Raw genomic sequence first — 1,556 nt, 5'->3', positions numbered from 1 at the left:
TGCGGGACCGTGAGCAGAAGATGCGGTCGTATCTGCATGCGAAGAAGCTGGTGCATCTGATGCCGTCGGGTGGTCGGACGGCGCTGGTCAGTGAGGAGGTGAGGACTCCGGATCCGGCGGTGTACACGTATGTCGCTCATGGTCTGCCGGGTGGTCTGCAGCTGGCGCTGAAGGACGGCCGGACGGTGTGGCTGAGTGCGGCGGACGGCGGGCGGTATATCGGCGGGCTGCCCGAGGTGGCGGAGCTGCCGGAGGGGCACCGGCTGGGGCTGGAGGTGTGCTTCAGCGATGCGGCGGGGAATCCGTTGGCGCCGCAGTTGGACAACCGTCCGGCGCCGGCGGTGCATGACCCGTTGGATGAGGTGTCGCTGACTCAGCATGCGGCGAACGAGAGCCGTCGGGAGACCGACGGGTCGTTGATGAGCAGTGGCTTCGACGTAGACACCCGCATCCTGATCGATACGCCGGGTGGGGTGGCCGGTCGTCGTAGGAGCGCGGCTCCGGAGCCTTTGCCGCATGAGCTGGACCAGCTGGCCCGGGACGCGGGGCTGCACCGTGGTCCGGGTGCGGTGTCGCCGGAAACGCGGGCGACCATGCTGCGGTTGGTACGGGCGTTGCGGATCGTGTTCGGCCCGGAGGCCGAGAAGGATCCCGGCCTGCATGATCAGCTGGTCAAGGGCATCGGCGCGATGGAGACGATGCGCGCGCAGGATCCGGCGCTGGGACGGTTCACACCGTTCCGGATGGAACTGTGGACGTTCATGGCGCAGCGCGTGGGCGGCAAGAAGATCCCGACCCCTGACGATTACCGGGCGGTTCTGGACATTGCTGCCCAGACGTTGACGGGGAAGCCGGCGGCACGGCTGGGCGAGGACATGCCGGATATGTTCATCCAGCATGCGTTGAAGCAGATGACGCAGATGGGCGCGGGCCTGGTCCGGAACGTGCTCAGGCAGCCGGGTGCGGACACGCCGGTGACCAAGAAGGCGGTGACGTGGGCGTTCTGGGCGATGGCCGGGACGGCACGGCAGCTGGGCGGCATGGATGCCGTGTTCACGGAGAAGCTGGGGCGCCGGGTGCTCCACATGTTCCCGGACGAGCAGTGGACGCCGGCGAGGAAGCAGGAGCTGTGGATTCTGACGGCCCAGGCCATCGCGGCCGGGCTGGACCCGGCCGACTACTTCACCCTGTCCGCTTTCCACCTCGCGTCCAAGGGCGCGTTCGGACCGGCGCACCTTCTGCAGGAGGGTGGGAACGCCCGGGGTTACAACTGGAGCGGCACACCCGCTCCGGACGGTGTGGACCTGCGGGCGGTGGGCACGCAGGAGAAGGCGGGCGATACGGCATCCCGTAAGCACTTCGGCGCGCCGTGGACGGCTGAGGGTGAGCCCGGTGAGGCGATGGTGGTGTGGACGGACACCGATGCCGACGGTTTCCCGGTCCTGCACCTGCCTGGTATGCGGCCGTTCCGGGTGGCGGACAAGGAGTTGCTGGCGCTGCTGGATCTGGCGCCGTTGCTGCGTGTGATGCCGTTGGGTGTTCCGCTGGTGTTCGTG

The 1,556-nt window shown here is 68.2% G+C and carries 1 protein-coding gene; it reads left to right on the top strand.

The window, feature by feature from the left end; genetic code table 11:
- Positions 1-1,556 (top strand): lonely Cys domain-containing protein (locus tag IG02_RS37395; protein ID WP_037805191.1); only part of this gene is annotated, 1,556 nt, incomplete at both ends.

The sequence above is a fragment of the Streptomyces sp. NRRL F-5135 genome, assembly GCF_000719775.1.
Classification (GTDB): domain Bacteria; phylum Actinomycetota; class Actinomycetes; order Streptomycetales; family Streptomycetaceae; genus Streptomyces; species Streptomyces hebeiensis.
The sequence above is the reverse complement of the archived record's forward strand: the minus strand, read 5'-3'. Positions and strand labels throughout refer to the sequence as shown.